Origin of the sequence: Winslowiella iniecta (genome assembly GCF_001267535.1) — a bacterium.
In the GTDB taxonomy this organism is placed as follows: Bacteria; Pseudomonadota; Gammaproteobacteria; order Enterobacterales; family Enterobacteriaceae; genus Erwinia; species Erwinia iniecta.
The window spans coordinates 25,051-41,646 of sequence record NZ_JRXE01000026.1 but is presented as its reverse complement, the minus strand read 5'-3'; the positions used below and the strand labels follow the sequence as shown (position 1 = coordinate 41,646).

15 protein-coding genes are annotated in these 16,596 nt (G+C 53.8%); 12 read left to right on the top strand and 3 right to left on the bottom strand.

All coding sequences use genetic code 11. The features are described from left to right. Nucleotides 1–168: 168 nt before the first annotated feature. The 4 genes from NG42_RS17065 to glnB all read left to right on the top strand — a co-directional run bounded on the left by NG42_RS17065 (nt 169) and on the right by glnB (nt 4,182). Complete coding sequence (locus tag NG42_RS17065) at nt 169–1,596, top strand: sensor histidine kinase (RefSeq protein WP_052901291.1); 1,428 nt, start codon at nt 169–171, stop codon at nt 1,594–1,596. A gap of 4 nt (nt 1,597–1,600) precedes the next feature. Continuing rightward, entirely contained in the window at nt 1,601–2,371 is a 771-nt protein-coding gene (gene qseG / locus NG42_RS17060) for a two-component system QseEF-associated lipoprotein QseG (RefSeq protein WP_072133257.1), read from the top strand. Continuing rightward, nucleotides 2,368–3,705, top strand: coding sequence for a two-component system response regulator GlrR (glrR, locus tag NG42_RS17055; RefSeq protein ID WP_052901290.1), 1,338 nt, complete (start codon nt 2,368–2,370; stop codon nt 3,703–3,705). The genes qseG and glrR overlap by 4 nt, the downstream gene beginning before the upstream one ends. Before the next feature lie 138 nt (nt 3,706–3,843). After that, entirely contained in the window at nt 3,844–4,182 is a 339-nt protein-coding gene (glnB, locus tag NG42_RS17050; protein ID WP_052901288.1) for a nitrogen regulatory protein P-II, read from the top strand. 85 nt (nt 4,183–4,267) lie between these two features. Here the strand turns inward: glnB and hmpA are convergent, their stop codons facing one another. After that, nucleotides 4,268–5,452, bottom strand: coding sequence for an NO-inducible flavohemoprotein (gene hmpA / locus NG42_RS17045; RefSeq protein WP_052901286.1), 1,185 nt, complete (start codon nt 5,450–5,452; stop codon nt 4,268–4,270). 342 nt (nt 5,453–5,794) lie between these two features. Here hmpA and glyA point away from each other — a divergent pair, with 342 nt between their 5' ends. Further along, a complete protein-coding gene (gene glyA / locus NG42_RS17040) occupies nt 5,795–7,048 on the top strand; it encodes a serine hydroxymethyltransferase (protein ID WP_052901283.1) in 1,254 nt (417 codons plus the stop codon). A gap of 122 nt (nt 7,049–7,170) precedes the next feature. Continuing rightward, nucleotides 7,171–8,328, top strand: coding sequence for a 3-phenylpropionate MFS transporter (locus NG42_RS17035; protein WP_052901280.1), 1,158 nt, complete (start codon nt 7,171–7,173; stop codon nt 8,326–8,328). Here the strand turns inward: NG42_RS17035 and csiE are convergent. Beyond that, complete coding sequence (csiE, locus tag NG42_RS17030; RefSeq protein ID WP_052901391.1) at nt 8,314–9,582, bottom strand: stationary phase inducible protein CsiE; 1,269 nt, start codon at nt 9,580–9,582, stop codon at nt 8,314–8,316. The genes NG42_RS17035 and csiE overlap by 15 nt on opposite strands. Before the next feature lie 138 nt (nt 9,583–9,720). On the opposite strand from csiE, the gene NG42_RS17025 reads away from it, so the two are divergent. Beyond that, on the top strand, nt 9,721–10,371 hold the full coding sequence (locus NG42_RS17025) for a DUF1007 family protein (protein WP_052901388.1): 651 nt from the start codon (nt 9,721–9,723) through the stop codon (nt 10,369–10,371). Beyond that, on the top strand, nt 10,362–11,366 hold the full coding sequence (locus tag NG42_RS17020; protein ID WP_052901277.1) for a nickel/cobalt transporter: 1,005 nt from the start codon (nt 10,362–10,364) through the stop codon (nt 11,364–11,366). Before NG42_RS17025 ends, NG42_RS17020 begins: the two co-directional genes overlap by 10 nt. Before the next feature lie 38 nt (nt 11,367–11,404). On the opposite strand, the gene suhB is transcribed toward NG42_RS17020, so the two are convergent. Beyond that, nucleotides 11,405–12,208: an inositol-1-monophosphatase gene (suhB, locus tag NG42_RS17015; RefSeq protein ID WP_052901275.1), complete on the bottom strand. Its 804-nt coding sequence runs from the start codon at nt 12,206–12,208 to the stop codon at nt 11,405–11,407. A gap of 122 nt (nt 12,209–12,330) precedes the next feature. On the opposite strand from suhB, the gene trmJ reads away from it, so the two are divergent. The 4 genes from trmJ (at nt 12,331) to pepB (ending at nt 16,595) form a co-directional block, all read left to right on the top strand. Then, nucleotides 12,331–13,059, top strand: coding sequence for a tRNA (cytosine(32)/uridine(32)-2'-O)-methyltransferase TrmJ (trmJ, locus tag NG42_RS17010; RefSeq protein ID WP_052901273.1), 729 nt, complete (start codon nt 12,331–12,333; stop codon nt 13,057–13,059). 173 nt (nt 13,060–13,232) lie between these two features. Further along, entirely contained in the window at nt 13,233–13,739 is a 507-nt protein-coding gene (gene iscR, locus NG42_RS17005; RefSeq protein WP_052901271.1) for a Fe-S cluster assembly transcriptional regulator IscR, read from the top strand. A gap of 131 nt (nt 13,740–13,870) precedes the next feature. Next, on the top strand, nt 13,871–15,043 hold the full coding sequence (locus tag NG42_RS17000) for an IscS subfamily cysteine desulfurase (RefSeq protein ID WP_052901269.1): 1,173 nt from the start codon (nt 13,871–13,873) through the stop codon (nt 15,041–15,043). 265 nt (nt 15,044–15,308) lie between these two features. Further along, nucleotides 15,309–16,595: an aminopeptidase PepB gene (gene pepB / locus NG42_RS16995; protein ID WP_052901267.1), complete on the top strand. Its 1,287-nt coding sequence runs from the start codon at nt 15,309–15,311 to the stop codon at nt 16,593–16,595. The last annotated feature ends 1 nt before the right edge of the window (nt 16,596 follow it).

The window sequence follows — 16,596 nt, the reverse complement described above, 5'->3', positions numbered from 1 at the left end:
CGCAACGTTGAGTTAGGCACCACCTCTTCAGTTGCGGTGACCAATGTGTCATCGTGATAAAAAAGGCAGATTCCTTGAATCTGCCTTTTTTCTTTTCCGCTCTCACGCTTTCCTCAGGCTGCGCACTCAGCTAGCATCAACAGCAGAATGTGCTCAGGAATCAACTTCGTGAAGAAATGGCGTCTCTTTCCGCGTTCGCTGCGGCAACTGGTTTTAATGGCTTTTCTGCTGGTGCTGTTACCGCTGCTGGTATTGGCATGGCAGGCATGGGAGAGTCTGGCGGCGCTGAGTGACCGCGCGGCCGATACCAACCGAACCACGCTCACTGATGTGCGTCGTAGCGAGGCGATGGCGCGTACTGCGCTGGAGCTGGAGCGTAGCTATCGCCAGTATTGCGTGCTGGATGACCCGATGCTGGCGCGCCTGTATCAGACTCAGCACAGCCGCTATTCACAAATGCTTGATGCGCATGCACCGGCGCTGCCTGATATTCGTTATTACCGTAGCCTGCGACAATTTCTTACCCAGCTGTCACAGTTACATTGCCAGAACAGCAATCCGCGGCAGGAAGCAGCGGAGAATCTGGACGGTTTTTCCAATGCGAATGCGCAAATGGTGCAGGCGACGCGTGAAGTGGTGTTCTCACGCGGTTTGCAGTTGCAGCGTGAGATTGCCGATCGTGGCCAGTATTTTGGCTGGCAGGCGCTGATTCTGTTTCTGGTCAGCCTGGCGCTGGTGCTGCTGTTTACCCGCATGATTATCGGCCCGGTAAAAGGGGTGGAGCGCATGATCAACCGGCTGGGGGAAGGGCGGCCACTGGGCAACAGCGTGTTGTTTAAAGGCCCGCGTGAGATCCGTTCCCTGGGGCAGCGTATTATCTGGCTAAGTGAACGTCTGGCGTGGCTGGAGTCGCAGCGCCATGAGTTTTTACGTCATATCTCGCATGAGCTAAAAACCCCGCTGGCCAGCATGCGCGAGGGCACCGAACTGCTGGCCGATCAGGTGGCCGGCCCACTGACAGCCGATCAGCAAGAGGTCGTCAGTATTCTTGATCACAGCAGCCGTCATTTGCAGAAGCTGATTGAGCAACTGCTGGATTACAACCGCAAACTGGCGGATGGCCCGACCGAACTGGAAGACGTGGCGTTGGATGAAATTATCGATATTGTGCTCTCGTCACACAGCCTCACCGCACGCGCTAAGCTAATTCACACTGCAATCGATCTGCAGGTGACCCGCTGTCGCGCGGAGCCAACCTTATTAATGCGCGTCATCGATAATCTCTACTCTAACGCGGTGCACTACGGTAGCGAATCCGGTAACATCTGGCTGCGCAGTTACCAGCAGGGGCAGCGCATTTTTATTGATGTGGCGAATACCGGCACGCCGATCCCGCCCGAAGAGCAGGCGATGATTTTTGAACCCTTTTTCCAGGGAAGTCTGCAACGCAAAGGTGCGGTGAAGGGCAGTGGTCTGGGGCTGAGTATTGCCAAAGATTGTATACGGCGAATGCAGGGTGATCTTCACCTGGTGGCGGCAGACGATGCAGATGTCTGCTTCCGTATCGAATTGAATTTAACCGCCGGGAAAGAATAATCGAATGAAATTTCAATTTTTTTCTGCCGTGGTCTTGCGCCGGTTTGGCAGGATCACGGCGATGTTTGTGCCAGCACTGCTGGCCGCATGCAGTCAGCAGCCTCACCAGCCGCAATTCAACAGTAAAAAAAATGCGGTGGTGGAGCCGGAAATCAAAATCGTCGACTATCTGGCAGTAGGCTGCGATCGTGTCTGGCAAATAGAAGACGAAGAGAGCATGAAAAACCCGCTTTACTGGATGCGGGCGATGGATTGTAGCGCCCGGCTTACGCCTGCCGAAGCGCGCACGCAAGCACGCAAGTGGCCGGCAGAAAGCTGGCAAAATACCTTTAAACAGGGTGTGTTGCTGAGCAACGGTAATGTGACGCCGGTGGAGCGCCGCCAATATATGGTACGGCTGGACAGCTACAGCTTCGATTATCCGTCATCGATCCGGCCATTACTGCAACTGTGGCGCGACAATCAGGCGGCGCAGTTACAGCTGTCTCAGGAGCGAACCCGCTACTATCATCTGCAACAAACCAGCGACAGCGAGCTTGATGCTTTGCGACAGCATCAACATCTGCTGGCGCGTGAACTGGCTGATACGCGGCGTAAACTGGAAACGCTGACCGATATTGAACGCCAGCTGTCATCCCGTAAATCTGCTGATGTTTCTGATAACAGTCACGTGACAGAGAAGGAGAACACCCCAGGCGCGGTGCAGGCGGATGAGACCTATGTGCCGTCGACATCCGATAACACAGCGAGCGCAGCGGAGAGTGAGACCCCATGATTCAAGGTAAATCAGCCCGTTTACTGCTGGTCGATGATGACCCGAGCTTACTCAAACTGCTCGGCATGCGCCTGACCAGCGAGGGATTCCAGGTGACTACGGCGGCCAGCGGCCCGGAAGCCCTGCGCCAGTTAGCCAAAGAGAAAGTGGAACTGGTGATTAGCGATCTGCGTATGGACGAAATGGACGGACTGGCGCTGTTCAGTGAAATCCAGAAGCTGCATCCAGGGATGCCGGTGATTATTCTCACTGCCCACGGCTCGATTCCCGAAGCAGTCTCTGCCACTCAGCAGGGCGTGTTCAGCTTTCTGACTAAACCGGTCGATCGTGACGCGCTATATAAGGCGATTGATGAAGCGCTGGCACATAGCGCGCCCGCTTCCGACGATACCTGGCGCGACTCGATTGTGACGCGCAGTCCGTTGATGCTGAAGCTGCTTGAGCAGGCGCGGATGGTGGCGCAGTCGGATGTCAGCGTATTAATTAACGGCCAGAGCGGCACCGGTAAAGAGGTGCTGGCCCAGGCGATTCATGCTGCCAGCCCGCGCGCCGGAAAGGCGTTTATTGCGATTAACTGCGGCGCTCTGCCCGAACAATTGCTGGAGTCGGAGCTGTTTGGTCACGCGAAAGGCGCATTTACCGGCGCGGTCAGCGCCCGTGAAGGGTTGTTCCAGGCGGCAGAAGGCGGCACGCTGTTTTTAGATGAAATTGGTGATATGCCGCAGGCGTTGCAGGTGAAATTACTGCGCGTATTGCAGGAGCGCAAAGTGCGGCCGCTGGGCAGTAACCGCGATCTGGATATTAATGTCCGCATTATTTCCGCCACCCATCGCGATCTGCCGAAAGCGATGGAGAAGAAAGAGTTTCGTGAAGACCTGTTTTATCGCCTGAATGTGGTGAATCTGCGTATTCCGGCACTGCATGAACGCGCGGAAGATATTCCGCTGCTGGCCAATCATTTGCTGCGGCAGTCGGCGGATCGCCATAAACCTCAGGTACGAAGTTTCTCCACTGACGCGATGAAACGACTGATGGCGGCCAGCTGGCCAGGAAATGTCCGTCAGTTGGTCAACGTGATTGAACAGTGCGTGGCGCTGACGTCATCGCCGGTGATCGGTGATGCGCTGGTGGAGCAGGCGCTGGAAGGCGAAAACACCGCGTTACCGACCTTTGTTGAGGCGCGCAATCAGTTTGAACTTAACTATCTGCGTAAACTGCTGCAAATGACCAAAGGCAATGTGACCAATGCTGCCCGTCTTGCCGGACGTAACCGTACCGAGTTTTATAAGCTGCTGTCGCGCCATGAGCTGGATGCCGCCGATTTTAAAGAATAGTTTTTAGTGCCGCTTCGACGTCGAGTTATGTTAGCTTAGCTGCCACACAGAGAGACAGGCCGCCCGACGGTATCTGTCCGTAGCTTGTATACTGAATGTTACCCTTCCGGCCACGGAGGGAGCGAAAAAGGGTCTGCCATGAAAAAGATTGATGCGATTATTAAACCGTTCAAACTCGATGACGTGCGTGAGGCACTGGCCGAAGTCGGCATCACCGGGATGACCGTGACGGAAGTGAAAGGTTTTGGTCGTCAGAAAGGCCACACCGAACTGTATCGCGGCGCGGAATATATGGTCGATTTTCTGCCAAAGGTTAAGATTGAGATTGTGGTTGCCGACGATATCGTTGATACCTGCGTCGAAACCATTATGCAGACCGCGCAAACCGGTAAAATTGGCGACGGTAAAATCTTTGTATTTGATGTTGCTCGCGTGGTTCGTATCCGCACCGGCGAAGAAGACGAAGAAGCGATTTAATCACCCGCATGGGCGGCGTTATCGCCGCCCGTGTCAATGATTTGCACTGGCAGTACTGGCGGCGTTCTCGCCGCCCAAATCCCGCTTAAACCACTTTATGTGGGCCAAACACTTCATAGTGAATATTGGCCGACTTTATACCCGCATCCAGTAACTGTTTCACGGCAAACTGCATAAAACCAATCGGACCGCAGACATAGAATTGCATCTCAGCACTGGCGAGGCTGGCTTCGGTTGCCGCCATATCCATCCACCCGGCGCTGTCATAGCGGCCATCGTCCGCAGCTTCAGGCTGGTTATACCAGACGTGTTTGTAGAAAGCGGGCAGCTTCGCGCCCAGCGCGTTGACTTCATCACTGAACGCATGCACCTGACCATTTTCTGCCGCGTGCAACCAGTTCACCGCCGCGCGATGTTGGTTATCCGCAAGGTTATGCAGCATCGCCAGCATCGGTGTCTGACCGACGCCTGCTGAAATCAGCGTTACCGGCGTATCGGCGCTGACCTCCATAAAGAAATCCCCGGCCGGAGCCGCCAGCTGAACCTGGTCGCCAACGCGGGCTTTCTGATGCAGCCAGCCAGAGACAGTGCCCATCGACTCGCGTTTTACCGCTATACGATAGCTCTGACCATTCGGAGAGCGGGTCAACGAGTACTGACGAATTTCCTGATTATCAAAGCTTTCGTCATTGATAGTGATACCGAGATACTGTCCTGGGCGATAATCGGCTACCGGCTGGCCATCAACCGGCGTCAGTACAAAGCTTTTAATCAGAGTGCTTTCTGCGGTGATCGCGCTGATAGTAAATGCGCGGGTATTACGCCAGCCGCCGGTTTTCTGCTCTGACTCCTGATAAATCGCCTCTTCGCGCTGAATAAACACGTTAGCCAGCACACCATACGCCTTACCCCAGGCCTCGAGCACCTCATTGCCCGGACTCATCAGCTCATCAATGGTGGCCAGCAGATGCTGACCGACGATCTGATACTGCTGCGGCTGAATATTGATGCTGGCGTGCTTCTGCGCAATGCGTTCAACCGCCGGTAAAATCGCTGAAAGATTCTCAATATTGGTCGCATAAGCGCAGATAGCATTAAACAACGCTTCACGTTGATCGCCGTTACGCTGGTTGCTCATATTGAACACATCTTTCAGTTCAGGGTTATGGGCAAACATGCGGTCATAAAAGTGGGCGGTCAGTTTCGGGCCGGTAGCAGCGATGGCCGGAATGGTTGATTTGATGGTGGCGATGGTATGTGCGTCTAACATGGTGTCACTCCTCACAAAGAGAAAACTTTAAAGATGTATTTTAAATACATCTTATAGCGAAGCGCCGAGAGTTGTAAATAACCACGAGTTAAAAATGGTTTTTTATCCGCTTACCAAAATCCGCTGGACATGAAAAAAGCGCGTCTGGTGGTGAAGAACTCTCGCGCAGCAAAAGCTTGCAAAAATTCGAATAAAGCCTTGCCAGCATTGAAGCCAATCGTTTGCGTAAAAAGCTGTGTTTGGCGCTATCCATCACCCGGTAAAACAGTTTAAACTGTGGGCCTTCGCCCTGCGGGGCCATTCACTGCCGTTTTTTTATGTTAGCTGAGTCAGGAGATGCGGATGTTAAAGCGTGATATGAACATTGCCGATTATGATGCCGAGTTGTGGCAGGCGATGGAGCAAGAGAAAGTGCGTCAGGAAGAGCACATTGAGCTGATTGCTTCTGAAAACTACACCAGCCCGCGTGTTATGCAGGCGCAAGGTTCACAGCTGACTAACAAATACGCCGAAGGGTATCCGGGCAAACGTTACTATGGCGGCTGCGAATATGTTGATATCGTCGAGCAACTGGCGATTGACCGTGCAAAAGAGCTGTTTGGTGCGGATTACGCCAACGTGCAGCCGCACTCAGGTTCGCAGGCTAACTTCGCGGTCTACACTGCGCTGCTGCAGCCGGGCGACACCATCCTCGGTATGAACCTGGCGCACGGTGGTCACCTGACCCACGGTTCCCCGGTTAACCTGTCCGGTAAGCTGTATAACGTGGTGCCTTACGGTATCGACGAAACCGGCAAAATCGATTACGAAGAGCTGGCAGCACAGGCGCAGAAACATAAACCAAAAATGATCATCGGTGGTTTCTCGGCTTACTCTGGCGTTTGCGACTGGGCAAAAATGCGTGAAATCGCCGACAGCATCGGCGCTTACCTGTTCGTTGATATGGCACACGTTGCTGGTCTGATTGCGGCAGGCGTCTACCCTAACCCGGTACCTCATGCTCATATCGTGACCACCACCACGCATAAAACGCTGGCGGGTCCGCGTGGCGGCCTGATCCTGGCGAAAGGCGGTGATGAAGATCTGTATAAGAAGCTGAACTCTGCTGTGTTCCCTGGTGGACAGGGCGGCCCGCTGATGCACGTGATTGCCGGTAAAGCGGTAGCGCTGAAAGAAGCGATGGAGCCTGAGTTTAAAGTTTATCAGCAACAGGTTGCCAAAAACGCCAAAGCGATGGTTGAAGTGTTCCTTGAGCGAGGCTACAACGTGGTTTCTGGCGGTACGCACAACCACCTGTTCTTGCTGGATCTGGTTGATAAAAACCTGACCGGTAAAGAAGCGGATGCCGCGCTGGGTCGTGCTAACATCACCGTTAACAAAAACAGCGTGCCGAACGATCCGAAAAGCCCGTTTGTCACTTCCGGTATCCGTATTGGTTCTCCGGCCGTCACCCGTCGTGGCTTCAAAGAAGCTGAAGTGCGTGAGCTGGCAGGCTGGATTGTTGATATCCTCGACAATATCAATGACGAAGCCAATATCGAACGTGTTAAGCAGAAAGTACTGGAAATCTGCGCACGCTTCCCGGTTTACGCATAAGTAAATCGCGGCCGGTCTGGCAAAAAAGCGTATCAACGGGGCATTTCGTGCCTCGTTTTTTTTTGCCGATTGCTTATTAAATGCCTGTCTGCCAAAGTGTTACCCTCATTGTCGGAGGGAAAATGGCAATTCGTTCTGCATACTGGCTGGGTCTGGCCTACTTCACATACTTCTTCGCTTATGGCGTCTACTTACCTTTCTGGGCCGTCTGGCTGAAAGGCACCGGGCTGGAAGCGGAAAAAATCGGCTTACTGCTTGGCGCTGGAATGATTGCGCGTTTTGTCGGTAGCTTACTGATCGCCTCTCAGGTTAAAAATCCTTCTCAGTTAGTGACCGCGCTGCGCTTGCTGGCGTTGATGACCGTGCTGTTTGTGCTGGGATTCTGGTTCAGTGCCGGGTGGGTTTGGCTGTTGCTGGTGATGATTGGTTTTAACCTGTTTTTCTCGCCGTTAGTGCCGCTCAGCGATGCGCTCGCCGCCACCTGGCAACAGCAAATCTCGTTGGTTTACGGTCCGGTACGGCTGTGGGGATCGCTGGCGTTTGTGGTCAGTTCAGCCCTGACCGGCGTGCTGGTTAGCGCATATTCTTCGCAGGCGATACTGTTGCTGCTGACGGTCGGTGTTGTCAGCTTGTTTAGCGGGATGATGTTTAAGCCCGCCGCGATGCCGGAGGGGGTCACCAGGCAGGGAGAACATGCCGGCTGGCAAGTCTGGTTGACGATGCTGAAAGAGAATGCGGTATGGCGCTTTTTGCTCTGCGTTACGCTGTTGCAGGGCGCGCATGCAGCCTATTACGGTTTCAGCGCCATTTACTGGCAAGAAGCCGGTTACTCGGCCAGCACCGTCGGCTACTTATGGTCACTGGGCGTGGTGGCGGAAATCATTATCTTTGCCTCAAGCGGACGGCTGTTTCGCCGCTGGAGCGCGCGCGATCTATTATTACTGTCAGCGGTATGCGCGCTGGTGCGCTGGAGCCTGATGGCTTCCACTACCGCATTGCCGTGGCTGATTGTGGCGCAGATCCTGCATTGCGGCAGCTTTACCATTTGTCATTTAGCCGCGATGCGCTTTATCGCCGCGCGCGAGGGCAGTGAAGTTATTCGTCTGCAGGCGGTCTATTCGGCGCTGGCGATGGGTGGCGGAATTGCAGTGATGACCATGATTTGCGGCGTTTTATTTCAGCATCTGCAGGGCGGCGTATTCTGGGTAATGGCGTTGGTGGCTCTGCCGGCACTGTTACTGCGTCCGAAGGTGACCGCGAAATCTTCAGGTCTCAAGTAACGACTGGATACGAAGCTGCTGGGTTTCACTGAGCGGCAACTCCGCATGAATTAGCGGCGGTGAGAAAAGCGGCAATGAGGTGGCATAGGGAGAGATCACCAGCGTAATCTCTTTAGGTGTGCCATCGCGCTGAAATTCATGCATATCCAGATATTTGATATTGAGCGGCAACAGCGTCAGTTCGCGCAGTTGCTGCTCAATTTCCTGCTCAAGCTGTTGATTATCACCGGTCAGCAGCAGCACCTGTTTCTCCTGCATCACGCTTTCCTGCATCAGCCAGGCGCCAAAGATAATCGCAATCAGCCCGGACTCCTGCGGCGAAAACTGTACGCCATACTCTGCTTCAAACGGCACCATAGCATGGCAGGTAGTACGCAGCAGGCGCGGATAAAGGCGGACAATCTCTTCCGTCAGGGTGTTGTCGATACCAATGGCAAAATGGCTGCGATCGAGCGCCTGTGCCAGATGGGTATAGAGCTGACCGGCCAGCCCCAGTTGATTACCAAATTGCTTGCCTGACAGCGTCTGAAAACGCGTAATCAACTGCTGCACCGACTGCACCAGCTGGCGCTCATTTTCATGGCGGATATCGTCGAGAGTCGGCGCATGCAGAATGCTGAACAGCAGGGCATAAAATTCGATTTCATTCGCGTGTGGCGCGGTGCGGCACCGCTTTTGCCAGTGAATGACCACATCCTCGGCCGCCAGCCGCTCGGCTTTACTGGCCAGCCACTGTTGCTGGCCCGGGGTGAATTCGGCATAGCTTTGCTGACAGAGTGAAAACTGCATAAACAGCTGCAATAACTGGCGGTCACGCTCGGTGAAGCAACGGTTCAGCCGGGCAGCGCAGTGCTGTATTAACGCCTGCAAATTCTTCTCGTCGCAGACGGCTTTTTCTATCTGCCGTGCTTTCAGCCACTGGCGAATAGCCGGAGCAAACTGCTGTTCGACAAACGCCGGTGACTGCCGCAATGCGCGGCGCAGCCAGTGCAGCAGGCAGAGGCGGAGATCCAGTTCAGCGCCCTTAAGCTGGTAGTGGCCATCGTGAAGCGGATGAATATCAAGCTGATGATAGCGCTGGATTTCTTCACCAACCTCGGCTATATCTTGCCGGGCAAGCTGCCGATCCACGCCGTTTAGCTGGCTGAGTGAATCCAGTGTGACCGGGAAGTCAGGCAGATAAAGTGCTAATAGCAGATGGCAACGACGCTGTGAACCGGAGAAGAGAGGTGCAGAAGGTGGCTCATCACGCATCATTCGCTATCCCAGTTGGTCATAACAGAGCTAAGAGTAGACAAAAAGCGTTAGATCGCGTGGTATACAGCCGTTTTTTGTTCAGACGTTTTAGGCTGGTCACAGAATTTTCTATCAGGAAAGCGGATGAACTGGATTTTGTTACATTATAACATTAAGCTGTCTCGCGCCCTTGGCATTATGATGGCATTGATCGCGCCGGTTGCCTGGGCGCATCCGCATAGCTTTATTTCGATCAATACCACCCTGATAAGTAATCAGCCTGACACCCTCAATGGGTTACGGATGGTGTGGAAGATGGATGAAATCACTTCCGCCGACCTGTTGTACGATGCCGGAAAGGCAAAACCTGATTCGGTAGTATGGAAGAAGCTGGCGGCGGAAGTCATGGCGAATGTCCTGGGGCAACACTACTTCACCGAGTTTTGGCATAACGGCAAGCCGGTGAAATTTGAGAATCTGCCCACCGAGTATCATCTGACGCGTGAAGGGCATCAGGCGGTACTCACTTTTGTGCTGCCGCTGGCAGAGCCGCAAAAGGTGAAGGGGCAGAGCTACACTTTTTCAACCTTTGACCCGACGTACTTTGTAGATATGTTTTACGACGACGAAAAATCACTGAAATTACCCGATGGCTGGCAGGATAACTGCAAACTAAGTTTAAAAACGCCGAAACCGGATGCGTCGATGCAGGCGTACGCGCTGTCACTGGATAAAGCGGATGCGCCGCCGGAAGATTTGGATCTGGGTCGCCAGTTTGCCCAGACGGTGACACTGACATGTCAGTAAATTCGCTGCCGGGTAAAGTCAGGCGGCATTGGCTAAGAAGCGCCTGGCCACTTCTGCTGCTGACGCTGGTACTGATCGCCGCCGGAAGCTGGATATGGCAGCAGTGGCCGCAGCTGTTATTTCAGAGCGTGCAGTGGCAAAAGATTCTGCATCAGCAACTGACCGCACTGCTCCAGCAAGTAGAGCTAAATCCGCATCAGGCCGGGCTGGCGCTGCTTGGTTTTAGCCTGCTGTACGGCATCCTGCACGCCGCAGGCCCCGGTCACGGCAAAGTGGTGATCGCCACTTTTTTAGCCACCCATCCGACCAAAATCAAGACCAGTCTACAACTGACGCTGGCAGCCGCCCTTGTGCAGGGCGTAATGGCGATTGCGCTGGTGACGATTTTGCTGGTGGGATTAAAACTCTCTTCGCGCCAGCTCCATCTCAGTAGCTATTGGCTGGAAAAAGGCAGTTATCTGATGGTGGCACTGCTGGGGGCATGGCTGTCGCTACGCGCATTACGCAAACTGTGGTCGCTGTTGCGCCCGCCGGCAACGACGCTAAAAATCTCCGCTATCCGCGCCGCCGATCATACGCATGATGCCAACTGCGGCTGTGCTCATCAGCATGTGCCTGATAACGCGATGCTGGCGCAGGCGGTGGGCTGGAAAACCAAAGCGATAGTGGTGCTGTCGATGGGGTTGCGACCCTGTTCCGGCGCAATAATGATGCTACTGTTTTCTAAAGTTATTGGCGTCTATCTGTGGGGCGTGTTATCGGCAGTAGCCATGGCGCTGGGTACCGCGGTGACGGTCTCGGCGATGGCGCTACTGGTGCAAAGCTCGCGCGCACTGGCAAGCAGGCTCAGCCGTCATTCGGCTGCCGCTGGCTGGCAAAAAGTGGCACTGCAAAGTCTGGGTCTGGCAGGAGGCGTGGTGTTAATTGTCGCGGGCATTATATTGTGGCAGAGCGCACAACCGGCTATGTCTGGCGGGATTCGTCGTATTTTTTAAGTCTGCGGGCCAGCATTCACTGGCCCGCGCGCAACGGATTAACGCTTCAGCGCTTCACTCAGTTCATCACGCATATTCGCCAGCAGGGCTTTGACGACGCGTGGGTTTCCGGCAACGATATTGCCAGAAGAGAGATAGTTGTGGCCACCAACAAAGTCGGTTACCAGACCGCCAGCTTCACGCACCAGCAGTTCGCCAGCCGCGAAATCCCATGGCTTCAGGCCGATCTCAAAGTAACCATCAACACGACCCGCCGCAACATAAGCCAGATCCAGTGCCGCAGAACCGGTACGGCGGAAGTCTGCACACTGGGTGAACAGTTTGCCAACGATGTTGATAAATGGCGTAGCGTGCTGCTTCAGTTTGAACGGGAAGCCAGTCGCCAGAATGGTGCCGTCAAGGTCACGGGCGCTGCCGCCACGCAGACGGTAGCCATTCAGCTGCGCACCCTGGCCGCGCACTGCGCTGAACAGTTCGTTACGCATTGGATCGTAAACCACAGCCACTTCAGTACGGCCTTTAATGCGTACGGCGATAGAAACAGAGAAGTGTGGAAAACGTTTGATGAAGTTGGTGGTGCCATCCAGTGGATCGATAACCCATTGCACATCCTGGTCTTCACCCGGCAATTCACCACTCTCTTCGGTAACGATGGAGTGTTGCGGATAAGACTTGCGAATCACCTCGATGATCAGGCGTTCAGCGTCGCGGTCAACATTAGTTACGAAGTCGTTGCTGCCTTTCTGGCTCGCTTCAACTGCGTCCGGGGTTTCATAATTCTTGGCGATCAAATTTCCGGCCTTGCGCGCAGCGCGCACGGCGATGTTGAGCATCGGATGCATCAGTATCTCTCACTGGATGTTAAAGAACGGGGAAAACGGCGCGGAGTATAGCAGGGGGTTCGGAAAATGTCCTGCTTTTATGCTATTATTCGGCAACTATCTCACAGACGTCCCTAAAATCTATGCTGCAGAACATCCGTATTGTCCTGGTTGAAACCTCTCATACCGGTAACATGGGCTCCGTCGCGCGCGCGATGAAAACCATGGGCCTGACCAATCTTTATCTGGTCAATCCTCTTGTTAAACCTGACTCTCAGGCGATTGCCCTCGCTGCCGGAGCCAGTGATGTGATTGGCGATGCCAAAATTGTTGATACCTTTGACGAGGCGATTGCCGGTTGTCGGCTGGTGGTCGGCACCAGCGCGCGTTCACGTTCACTGCCGTGGCCGATGCTTGATCCGCGCGAATGTGGCCTGAAAAGTGTTGAAGAAGGGCAGCAGGCACCGGTCGCGCTGGTATTTGGTCGCGAGCGCGTTGGCCTGACTAATGAAGAGTTGCAGAAGTGTCACTATCACGTGGCGATTGCCGCTAACCCGGAATACAGCTCGCTGAATCTGGCGATGGCGGTGCAGATTATCGCTTATGAAGTGCGTATGGCGTTTCTGCAATCGCAGGAAGTGGCACAGGCGGAGTTTGCCGAATCACCTTATCCGCTGGTCGATGACCTGGAGCGTTTTTATCAGCATATGGAACAGCTGATGGTCGGCAGCGGCTTTATTCGGGAAGGCAATCCAGGCCAGGTGATGAGCAAAATGCGTCGTCTTTATACCCGTGCGCGCCCTGAACGTGACGAATTAAACATCCTGCGCGGTATGCTCTCTTCACTGGAAAAATCGAAGGGTGTTAAATAACCCTTTATTTTAAAAGGAATTTAGTTGCGGCAGCCTTGGTTTCAGCCTGACAATAATACTTGAGTGATTTACTTGGTTAAATAGTTGACCAAAACACTCGGGAATGTCAGACTTGTTTCCATAAATTTTGTTAACACCCCGACAACAGGGGTATAACCGAGGTTGCCAAAGCTATGAGACTGACATCTAAAGGTCGTTATGCCGTTACCGCTATGCTTGACGTTGCACTGCATTCTCACGAAGGTCCGGTGCCGTTAGCGGATATTTCAGAACGTCAGGGGATTTCTCTCTCCTATCTTGAGCAACTGTTCTCGCGTCTGCGCAAAAATGGCCTGGTGTCCAGTGTTCGTGGTCCGGGTGGCGGTTATCTGTTGGGTAAAGATGCTGATGCTATCGCAGTTGGCGCGGTGATTACCGCGGTTGATGAGTCAGTTGATGCGACCAAGTGTCAGGGTAAAGAGGGTTGCCAGGGCGGTGAGCGCTGCCTGACCCACGTACTGTGGCGTGATCTGAGTGAGCGCATCAGTGATTTCCTGAACAATATCACCCTGGCTGAACTGGTAAACAATCAGGAAATCCTTGATGTTGCCGATCGTCAGAACAGCGTGGAGACTCGCCGTATGCCAAACGGGCGTCCGCAGGAAACCATCAACGTTAATACGCGTTTGCTCGCCAGCTAATTTCGGTTTCTCTGATTTAATGGCGGTTGCCAGATCGCCAACGTATTGCCCCTTGCCACCTCGACGTGGCAAGGGTAAAAACAACAGCAGCATTTATTAATTTTGAAGCGAAGTACGGAGCTTAACGAGCAATGAAATTACCGATTTATCTGGATTACTCTGCAACTACCCCGGCAGACCCGCGCGTCGCCGAGAAAATGATGCAGTACCTGACTCTGGATGGCACATTCGGTAATCCGGCTTCCCGCTCTCACCGTTATGGCTGGCAGTCAGAAGAAGCGGTGGATATCGCCCGCAATCAGATTGCGGAACTGGTCGGCGCTGATCCGCGTGAAATCGTGTTTACTTCCGGCGCAACCGAGTCTGATAACCTCGCCATTAAAGGTGCCGCGACTTTCTATCAGCAGAAAGGCAAGCACATCATCACCTGTACCACCGAACATAAAGCGGTGCTGGACACCTGCCATCAGCTGGAACGTGAAGGCTTCGAGGTAACTTATCTGACACCACAGCGCAACGGCATTGTTGACCTGAAAGCGCTGGAAGGCGCGCTGCGTGAAGATACCGTGCTGGTTTCCATTATGCATGTTAACAATGAAATCGGTGTGATTCAGGATATCGCCGCCATCGGCGAATTGTGCCATGCGCGTGGTGTGCTGTATCACGTTGATGCGACGCAGAGCGTTGGCAAACTGCCGATCGATCTCAACCAGCTTAAAGTCGATTTGATGTCTTTCTCTGCGCATAAAATCTATGGACCGAAAGGTATCGGCGCGCTTTACGTACGTCGTAAGCCACGCATCCGTCTGGAGGCCCAAATTCACGGTGGCGGACACGAGCGCGGCATGCGTTCCGGCACGCTGCCGGTGCATCAGATCGTCGGCATGGGCGAAGCCTATCGCATCGCGAAAGAAGAGATGACCAGTGAAATGGCACGTCTGCGCACCCTGCGTAATCGTCTGTGGAATGGCATCAGTCAGATTGACGATGTTTACCTGAACGGTGAGCTGGACAATATCGCGCCAAATATTCTCAACGTGAGTTTCAACTACGTTGAAGGTGAGTCACTGATTATGGCGCTGAAAGATCTCGCGGTTTCGTCTGGCTCGGCATGTACCTCTGCCAGTATGGAGCCCTCTTACGTGCTGCGCGCGCTGGGGATAAACGATGAGCTGGCACACAGTTCGATTCGTTTCTCGCTCGGCCGCTTTACCACTGAAGAAGAGATTGATTACACCATCGGGCTGGTGGCTAAATCAATTGCTCGCCTGCGTGAGCTTTCGCCGCAAACATCAGGCAACTGATTCGTTATTGAAAGCCGATTATCGAGGGCCGATCTTATGATGCGGCCCTTTTTATATTTGAAGAAATAACCTGAAAAGCACTGACATTCGCGAAATGGCTCAAGCGCGGTATGATGCTTGTCCGGCAGCATCCAATGAAAAGATTCTGTAAGCGATCCTGTTAGTCTGGCTGTATAAATACTTTCAGGGGCGGCACTGATGCTGCCCGTGCTGTAACTATGTACCGATATCCTATTTAAAAGATAAAAGAACAAGGAGCCATGCGATGACAACACAAGCAATGAACATCACACTGTCAACGGCAGCGGCAGATGCACGCTGGGGCGAAAAAGCGATCCTCAGTACTAATGATAGCGGTATGACCATTCATCTGAATGGCAACGATCCGCTGGCAACCATTCAGCGCGCAGCGCGCAAGATTGATGGTCAGGGTATTCGTCAGGTCACTCTGAGCGGTGCTGACTGGGATTTAGAAAAAAGCTGGGCATTCTGGCAGGGCTATCGTGGCCCGAAAGGCGAGCGCAGTGTGGAGTGGGCACAACTGAGCGATAACGATCGTGCTGAGTTCAATCGTCGTCTGAAGATTATTGACTGGGTACGTCATACGATCAACCTGCCAGCGGAAGAACTTAGCCCGTCAACGCTGGCGCGCAGCGCGGTTGACCTGCTGAGCGATGTCGGCGGCGATGCGGTGAGCTATCGCATCACCAAAGGTGACGATTTGCGCGAGCAGAAGTATATGGGCATTCACACCGTCGGACGCGGTTCGCAGCGCAGCCCGGCGCTGCTGGCACTGGACTACAACCCGACCGGTGATGAAAACGCGCCGGTATATGCCTGCCTGGTAGGTAAAGGTATTACCTTTGATACCGGTGGCTACAGCCTGAAGCAGAGCGCCTTTATGGATTCGATGAAATCCGATATGGGCGGTGCAGCAACGGTAACTGGCGCACTGGCGCTGGCGATTTCTCGTGGTCTGAAAAAGCGCGTCAAACTGTACCTCTGCTGTGCAGAAAATATGGTCAGTGGCAATGCGTTCAAACTGGGCGACATTATCCGCTACCGCAATGGTAAGACCGTTGAAGTGATGAACACCGATGCCGAAGGGCGTCTGGTGCTGGCGGATGGTCTGATTGACGCCAGCGAACAGAATCCTGAGCTGTTAATCGATGCAGCGACGTTGACCGGCGCGGCGAAAACAGCACTGGGTAATGATTATCACGCACTGTTCAGCTTTGACGACGAGCTGGCGCAACAGTTGATGGAAAGCGCGGCCAGTGAGAATGAGCCATTCTGGCGTCTGCCGCTGGCGGAGTTCCATCGCAGCCATCTGCCGTCAAACTTTGCTGACCTGAACAACATTGCCAGCCCGGCTCATGCCGCAGGTGCCAGCTCTGCTGCCGCATTCCTGTCATACTTTGTGAAAAACTATCAGAAAGGCTGGCTGCATATTGACTGTTCCGCGACCTATCGCAAAGGGGCGGTTGAGCAGTGGTCCGCAGGCGCGACCGGTTTAGGCGTACGCACTATCGCGAATCTGTTATTAAAATAAT

Excerpts from the sequence above, each read along its gene's own strand:
- glrR (WP_052901290.1), top strand. The coding sequence starts at position 2,368 with ATGATTCAAGGTAAATCAGCCCGTTTACTGCTGGTCGATGATGACCCG.
- hmpA (WP_052901286.1), bottom strand. The coding sequence starts at position 5,452 with ATGTTAGACGCACATACCATCGCCACCATCAAATCAACCATTCCGGCC.
- suhB (WP_052901275.1), bottom strand. The coding sequence starts at position 12,208 with ATGCATCCGATGCTCAACATCGCCGTGCGCGCTGCGCGCAAGGCCGGA.
- qseG (WP_072133257.1), top strand. The coding sequence starts at position 1,601 with ATGAAATTTCAATTTTTTTCTGCCGTGGTCTTGCGCCGGTTTGGCAGG.
- pepB (WP_052901267.1), top strand. The coding sequence starts at position 15,309 with ATGACAACACAAGCAATGAACATCACACTGTCAACGGCAGCGGCAGAT.
- iscR (WP_052901271.1), top strand. The coding sequence starts at position 13,233 with ATGAGACTGACATCTAAAGGTCGTTATGCCGTTACCGCTATGCTTGAC.
- trmJ (WP_052901273.1), top strand. The coding sequence starts at position 12,331 with ATGCTGCAGAACATCCGTATTGTCCTGGTTGAAACCTCTCATACCGGT.
- NG42_RS17020 (WP_052901277.1), top strand. The coding sequence starts at position 10,362 with ATGTCAGTAAATTCGCTGCCGGGTAAAGTCAGGCGGCATTGGCTAAGA.
- NG42_RS17000 (WP_052901269.1), top strand. The coding sequence starts at position 13,871 with ATGAAATTACCGATTTATCTGGATTACTCTGCAACTACCCCGGCAGAC.
- glnB (WP_052901288.1), top strand. The coding sequence starts at position 3,844 with ATGAAAAAGATTGATGCGATTATTAAACCGTTCAAACTCGATGACGTG.
- NG42_RS17035 (WP_052901280.1), top strand. The coding sequence starts at position 7,171 with ATGGCAATTCGTTCTGCATACTGGCTGGGTCTGGCCTACTTCACATAC.
- csiE (WP_052901391.1), bottom strand. The coding sequence starts at position 9,582 with ATGCGTGATGAGCCACCTTCTGCACCTCTCTTCTCCGGTTCACAGCGT.
- glyA (WP_052901283.1), top strand. The coding sequence starts at position 5,795 with ATGTTAAAGCGTGATATGAACATTGCCGATTATGATGCCGAGTTGTGG.